Origin of the sequence: Flavobacterium sp. (assembly GCF_029242675.1) — a bacterium.
Lineage (GTDB): Bacteria > Bacteroidota > Bacteroidia > Flavobacteriales > Flavobacteriaceae > Flavobacterium.
On sequence record NZ_JAQWTM010000086.1, the window covers coordinates 1 to 5860 of the forward strand.

The 5860-nt window shown below is 36.6% G+C and carries 8 protein-coding genes; 2 read left to right on the forward strand and 6 right to left on the reverse strand.

Annotation, left to right across the window (positions count from 1 at the left end; all coding sequences use genetic code 11):
- On the reverse strand, positions 1 to 816 hold an 816-nt coding region (locus P8M54_RS03535; protein WP_300285268.1), incomplete at its 3' end, for a PorV/PorQ family protein.
- 278 nt (positions 817 to 1094) lie between these two features.
- On the opposite strand from P8M54_RS03535, the gene P8M54_RS03540 reads away from it, so the two are divergent.
- Positions 1095 to 1820, forward strand: a complete 726-nt coding sequence (locus P8M54_RS03540; protein WP_300285249.1) for a CDP-alcohol phosphatidyltransferase family protein — start codon at positions 1095 to 1097, stop codon at positions 1818 to 1820.
- Positions 1801 to 2658 (forward strand): glycoside hydrolase family 25 protein, encoded by an 858-nt coding sequence (locus tag P8M54_RS03545; RefSeq protein ID WP_300285252.1) that lies wholly within the window; start codon positions 1801 to 1803, stop codon positions 2656 to 2658. Before P8M54_RS03540 ends, P8M54_RS03545 begins: the two co-directional genes overlap by 20 nt.
- Before the next feature lie 148 nt (positions 2659 to 2806).
- Here P8M54_RS03545 and P8M54_RS03550 read toward each other — a convergent pair whose 3' ends face one another.
- From P8M54_RS03550 to P8M54_RS03570, 5 genes are all read right to left on the reverse strand, one after another.
- Positions 2807 to 3046 carry a DUF5808 domain-containing protein gene (locus P8M54_RS03550; protein WP_300285255.1) on the reverse strand — a complete coding sequence of 80 codons (240 nt, stop codon included), beginning with the start codon at positions 3044 to 3046 and terminating at the stop codon, positions 2807 to 2809.
- A gap of 34 nt (positions 3047 to 3080) precedes the next feature.
- Positions 3081 to 3821 carry an LPS export ABC transporter ATP-binding protein gene (gene lptB, locus P8M54_RS03555; protein ID WP_300285257.1) on the reverse strand — a complete coding sequence of 247 codons (741 nt, stop codon included), beginning with the start codon at positions 3819 to 3821 and terminating at the stop codon, positions 3081 to 3083.
- A 159-nt stretch (positions 3822 to 3980) separates the two neighbouring features.
- Positions 3981 to 4334, reverse strand: a complete 354-nt coding sequence (locus tag P8M54_RS03560) for a carboxymuconolactone decarboxylase family protein (RefSeq protein ID WP_300285260.1) — start codon at positions 4332 to 4334, stop codon at positions 3981 to 3983.
- 1 nt (position 4335) lies between these two features.
- On the reverse strand, positions 4336 to 5142 hold the full coding sequence (gene tatC / locus P8M54_RS03565) for a twin-arginine translocase subunit TatC (RefSeq protein WP_300285263.1): 807 nt from the start codon (positions 5140 to 5142) through the stop codon (positions 4336 to 4338).
- On the reverse strand, positions 5142 to 5860 hold a 719-nt coding region (locus P8M54_RS03570; RefSeq protein WP_300285265.1), incomplete at its 5' end, for a KpsF/GutQ family sugar-phosphate isomerase. The genes tatC and P8M54_RS03570, both read right to left, overlap by 1 nt.

The following is a 5860-nucleotide window of genomic DNA, read 5'->3' on the forward strand; positions in this document are numbered from 1 at the left end:
TACATTCTGGAAATTACCAACACCTGCTCGTACAAAAACAAGATCAGTATAGCCAAATTCGAAACCTAAAGCAGGATCGACACTTACGTAATCCGTGGCAATTAAATCATTTGTTTTGGTAAACCGCATCGTGGCATTGGCAGCAGCCATAAGGCTATAGTCGTACCGAATGATAAATTTTTTAGAAATTCCTAGTTGTGCTTTTGGCAGGGTAATCTCGGTGCTTTCTGGTAATTCTTGGTTTTGTCCAGGAACAGCATCTGCAATTTTTTGATACTCCTTTTCATTAATATTCCACACATTATAGGTAGTGGTCACATCGCGTAACATCAAGCCAAAATTCCAGTCATTTTTTTCAAATTGTAGACCCACATCAAAACCAAAACCCCAAGAATCAGCAAATTTCCCAATGACTCTTCGGATTATTTTAGCATTAACACCATATTGAAATCCTTGAACCGGAAGTTTACGAGCATACGAAAAGGTAAATCCATAGTCAGCCGTAGAGAAAAGACTAATTCGGTTGTAGTCAATATTGCCTTCGCTATCAATTAATTCAGTGGTGTTTAAAATATCATCAACCCCAAAACGAATTAATGATATTCCCCAAGCCGATTGATCATCGATAGGACTTGCATAGGCAAGATAGTCGTATTGAGCAATGTTAGCAAAATAACTGGCATGCATCAAAGCGACTTGCTTTTCTTCTAATCGCATTAATCCAGCCGGATTCCAGTAGCCTGAATTAACGTCGCCAGTCGAGGCACTAACGGTATTAGCCATGCCAAGCGCCGCTGCATCAACACCAATATTCATAAACTCATTCGAGTATTTCCTAGCGGTTTGCCCGAAAGAAATACTAGTAAGGAGAAGTAAAATAATAGAAAACTTTTTTTTCAAAGCGGGTGTTTTTTAAAGGCGGCAGCTAAAACTGCTATTTTTATCAAAAATATAATTTTTTATTGAGCTGAGATCGTGATTTGTGGTAATATATAAGAAACCAACTCGACTGTTAATAATCTCTATTCAAAACGGACATTAAACTCACTTATTATGCTAAATTTGTGTCCACTTATTATTAAAGCACACAAACTATGAATATTAAAAAACACATCCCTAACTTTATTACACTTATTAACCTTTTTTGTGGTTGTATTGCAGTTGTTTTCATCGCTAAATTAGATTTTGAAAAGGCTTTTTACTTTGTGAGTTTGGGTATATTTTTTGATTTTTTCGATGGTTTTTTCGCTCGATTATTAAAAGTTGCGGGTCCCTTAGGATTGCAATTAGATTCTCTAGCTGATATGGTTACTAGCGGTGTAGCACCCGGTTTTGTGATGTATTTTTTATTGTCAAATAGTCAACACGAAATATCAACCAATCCCTATCTGCCATTTTTAGGATTCATTATAACTTTAGGCTCTTGCTATAGATTGGCTAATTTTAATATAGATATCAGGCAAACAAATTCCTTTATTGGATTGCCAACTCCGGCCAATACCTTGTTTATCATGAGCTTACCGCTCGTGGTTTTGTATTCAGATTCCTTGATAGTTTTGGAGATACTGACCAATCAATGGGTATTGTTGCTCATTACTCTTTTCAGTGCTTATATTTTAAATGCTGAGATTCCGCTGTTTTCATTAAAAATTAAAAAATTCAATTTAAAGGACAATACACTTCAAATTCTGTTTCTAACCTTCGCGATGGTTTTACTGGTCGTTTTGCAGTATTTGGCAATACCGCTTATCATTCTTACCTACGTATTATTATCTATAATCAGCAATCGGTTCTCGTTAGATGAAAAGACAAAGCGTTAGACCAAAGCCGCAAGCTCGAAGGATAATAAAAAGAAATTCGTTTCGGCAAACAGTAATTAAGTATCTCGTATACGCGCTGCTTGTTATTTTTGTGGTAGCGGCTGCTTATCACTACCGTCATGGTTTAGCCTATTATTTGAGCTTTAAATCCAATAAAATCGCCAGAGAATCGGCGGAACAAAAACGCATTTCCGACGTTCGTAATTTTCAAGTGTTAGAAAACAAGGGGATCAAAGCAGTAGGAATTGATGTATCTGAATACCAAGGAACGATTGATTGGACCCAGGTAGATACGCTAGAAAGCAAGTACGCCATTCGCTTTGCATTTATCCGTGCCACCGTTGGAATGGATCGAGTAGACCAAGCATTTGAGGAAAATTGGCTTGGAGCCAAGAAAAATAAACTCATCAGAGGCGCCTATCATTACTACCGTCCTAATGAAAATTCATTGCAGCAAGCGGCATTGTTTATAAAAACGGTGCATTTGCATAAAGGCGATTTGCCACCGGTGTTAGATATCGAAAAGTTATCCGAAAATCAATCCATGACGCGCTTAAAAATTGGGTTAAGACGCTGGTTAGAAGCTGTTGAAACCCATTATAAAATGAAACCAATCATTTATACAGGCGAAAAATATTATGATGATTTTTTAAAAGAGGAATTCTCCGATTATCTTTTTTGGATTGCGAATTATAACTTTTACCGCGAAAAAATAGAGGACGATTGGTTGTTTTGGCAATTCACCGAAAAAGGAACTGTTCCCGGAATAAAAGGCAATGTTGATATCAATATTTACAACGGCGATTTGCAGCAATTGCAGTTTATCACCCTGGAATAAAAGTAGTTTTAAGAGAGTATTGTTTTGGGCGTGCCACAACTTCCACTATCGTTCCAGTTGTGTCGGGCTATACGTTGCAATCTTTTCTGGGCGAAAAAAGCCCATAAAAGGATTTCCACTATTATCCCTCACGTGAAAAATTAAATAGCTACGATTTATTCATCGCTATGTATAGTGTGATAAAAATAAAAAAAGACATCATTCCAACGAAAAACAAAACCGAGTTTAAGTTAGCGAAGTTAACTGTCCAACCCATCCATTCTTGTCTTTTGGGAGGCAGTAATCGTTTGTCTTCTTTGTTGAAGTAAAAAAAAACAAACTTCCAATTGTTAGGGTTTTTGTGCCATTTTTCAAGCGTTTCTTTCGATGGTTTTTCGGGTGTACTCATGTCAATTGCTTTTAAATGGTCTGTAGGGAATGCATTAAAACTCTAGCTTTTTTTTACGTAGTTCGAAGTTTTGTCCAAGATAAACACGGCGAACCATTTCATCTTCTACCAATTCTTCGGGTACACCTGCTTTCAAGATTCCTCCTTCAAACATCAAATACGTTTTATCAGTTATCGCTAAGGTTTCTTGCACATTATGATCAGTAATCAAGATACCAATATTTTTGTTTTTTAACTGAGCGACAATTCTTTGAATGTCTTCCACAGCAACGGGATCCACACCCGCAAAAGGTTCGTCCAATAAAATAAATTTAGGATCCGTGGCTAAGCAGCGCGCAATCTCTGTTCGGCGGCGTTCTCCTCCTGACAATAAATCCCCACGATTGGTACGAATATGCTCCAAGCTAAATTCAGAAATTAAGCTTTCCATTTTAGCGACCTGCTCTTCCTTAGAAAGAGTGGTCAATTGCAATACGCTTAAAATATTATCCTCGATACTAAGTTTTCTAAAAACCGATGCTTCTTGTGCAAGATAACCTATTCCCTGCTGTGCACGTTTGTACATTGGGTAATCAGTGATATTTAAATCATCTAAATATATATTTCCTGAATTCGGTTTCACTAATCCAACAATCATATAAAAAGAAGTAGTTTTTCCCGCTCCATTGGGTCCTAATAAACCAACAATTTCGCCTTGATTTACTTCAACCGAAATGCCTTTAACGACGCTTCGCCCTTTATATGTTTTTATTAAATTGTCTGCTCTTAATATCATGGTTTTCGTTTTAAACGGGCAAGGAATACTAAATTGAAAGATTCCTTTGCTTGGTCGTTACAAATAAACGAATAAACAAAGGAACTATTTAAAATCTTAACACTATTTTAGTCTCTGAGACCTGAGGTAATAAAATAGTTAGTGCACCAACAAGGAAGTTTATTTTGAGCTATTTTCCTCTAAAGCTTCCCAAAACTCGTAAGCTCTACGTAAATGAGGCACAACAATGGTACCGCCAACCAAGGTCGCGATTCCCATAGCTTCCATCATTTCTTCTTTAGTCACACCTTCTTTATGGCTAGTTTCTAAATGGTATTTTACACAGTCATCGCAACGTAAAACAGCCGAAGCAACTAAACCAAGTAATTCTTTTGTTTTAACATCTAAAGCTCCAGCAGCGTAAGCGTTTGTATCTAGATTAAATATTCTTTTGACAATTTTGTTGTTGTCTGCCAAAAGTTTTTCGTTCATTCTAGAACGGTATTCGTTGAATTCTTCGATAATATCAGCCATTTTATTCTTGTTTAGTTTTTGAAACAAATACGGATATCCATATACTTGCTTCGTAGATTAATAACATTGGGATTGCAACTATCGTTTGGCTTACTACATCAGGAGGCGTAACAATTGCCGCAATAATAAGTACCAATACAATAGCATATTTTCGATACGTTCTTAAAAAATTAGGTGTTACAAGACCTAGTTTTGTCAAAAAGAAAATGATAATAGGTAATTCAAAAAACAGGCCACTAGCGAGCACCGATGTTTTCACCATACCAATATAAGAGTCTAAAGTAAACTGATTTTTAACTACATCACTCACTGTAAAAGTGGCTACAAAGTTAACAGACATTGGGATTACCACAAAGTAGCCAAATAGCACTCCCAAAAAGAAGAGTATTGACGAGAAAAAGATGAACACCTTAGCGTTTTTCTTTTCTTTCTCATACAATGCAGGACCTATGAATTTCCAAACTTCCCATAAAATATAAGGGAAACTAAGAATGAAACCAGCGAGAATACAAATCCAAATAAAGACATTTACTTGGCCTTCCATCTCAGTGTTTTGAATGATAAACGGCATTTCAGTGATACAAATCGTGTCACCTATTCCTAAATAACTCGATAACTCACAAAAGAAAGTATAGGTAAAAAATGTAGGTCGTGTAGGTCCAAAAATGATAGTGTCAAATAAATAGTCACTGATAAAATAAGTTACCATCGCCATTACAATTACAGCAATGGTACTTCGTACTAGTAGCCATCTTAGATCTTCAAGATGATCTAAAAAGGACATCTCGTTTATGTTTTTCTTAGCCATTATACTATTCCTTCTTTTAAAATATCGTGTAAATGCAGTACGCCTTGATAAATCCCCTTATCGACTACTACTAATTGAGTGATGGCGTTATCCTCGAGGATATTGAAGGCGTCAATTACCATATCATTCGATTCGATCATCTTAGGGTTTTTGGTCATAATGTCTTTCGCAGTCAAATCAGCAAAGGTATCTCGGTCATTCAGCATTCTACGAATATCACCGTCAGTTATGATTCCAACTACCTTTTCGTTTTCTACAACTGCAGTAACTCCAAGTCTTTTTTCTGAGATTTCAAAAATAACTTTTTTAATTGGAGCATCAAGAGCAACCATTGGTTTTAACGTATGTTCCAGCATGTCTTTTACGCGAAGTAGTAATTTTTTACCCAATGCACCTCCTGGGTGATAGATGGCGAAATCTTCGGCTGTAAAGTTGCGAAGTTCCATTAAACACACTGCGATGGCATCTCCCATTACAAGTTGTGCAGTAGTACTACTCGTAGGCGCTAAATTAATGGGGCAAGCTTCTTGATCAACGGTTGTATTTAAGATGTGATCCGCTCCTTTTGCTAGGAATGAAGTCATGTTTCCAGTAATAGCAATTAAGGTGTTCCCAAATCTTTTTAAGAGGGGCACCAAAACTTTAATTTCGGGACTATTCCCGCTTTTTGATATGCAAATTACAATGTCGTTCTTTTGCATCATTCCTAAGTCGCCAT

Coding starts and splice junctions, on each gene's coding strand:
- P8M54_RS03540 (WP_300285249.1), top strand. CDS start 1,095: ATGAATATTAAAAAACACATCCCTAACTTTATTACACTTATTAACCTT.
- P8M54_RS03545 (WP_300285252.1), top strand. CDS start 1,801: ATGAAAAGACAAAGCGTTAGACCAAAGCCGCAAGCTCGAAGGATAATA.
- P8M54_RS03550 (WP_300285255.1), bottom strand. CDS start 3,046: ATGAGTACACCCGAAAAACCATCGAAAGAAACGCTTGAAAAATGGCAC.
- lptB (WP_300285257.1), bottom strand. CDS start 3,821: ATGATATTAAGAGCAGACAATTTAATAAAAACATATAAAGGGCGAAGC.
- P8M54_RS03560 (WP_300285260.1), bottom strand. CDS start 4,334: ATGGCTGATATTATCGAAGAATTCAACGAATACCGTTCTAGAATGAAC.
- tatC (WP_300285263.1), bottom strand. CDS start 5,142: ATGGCTAAGAAAAACATAAACGAGATGTCCTTTTTAGATCATCTTGAA.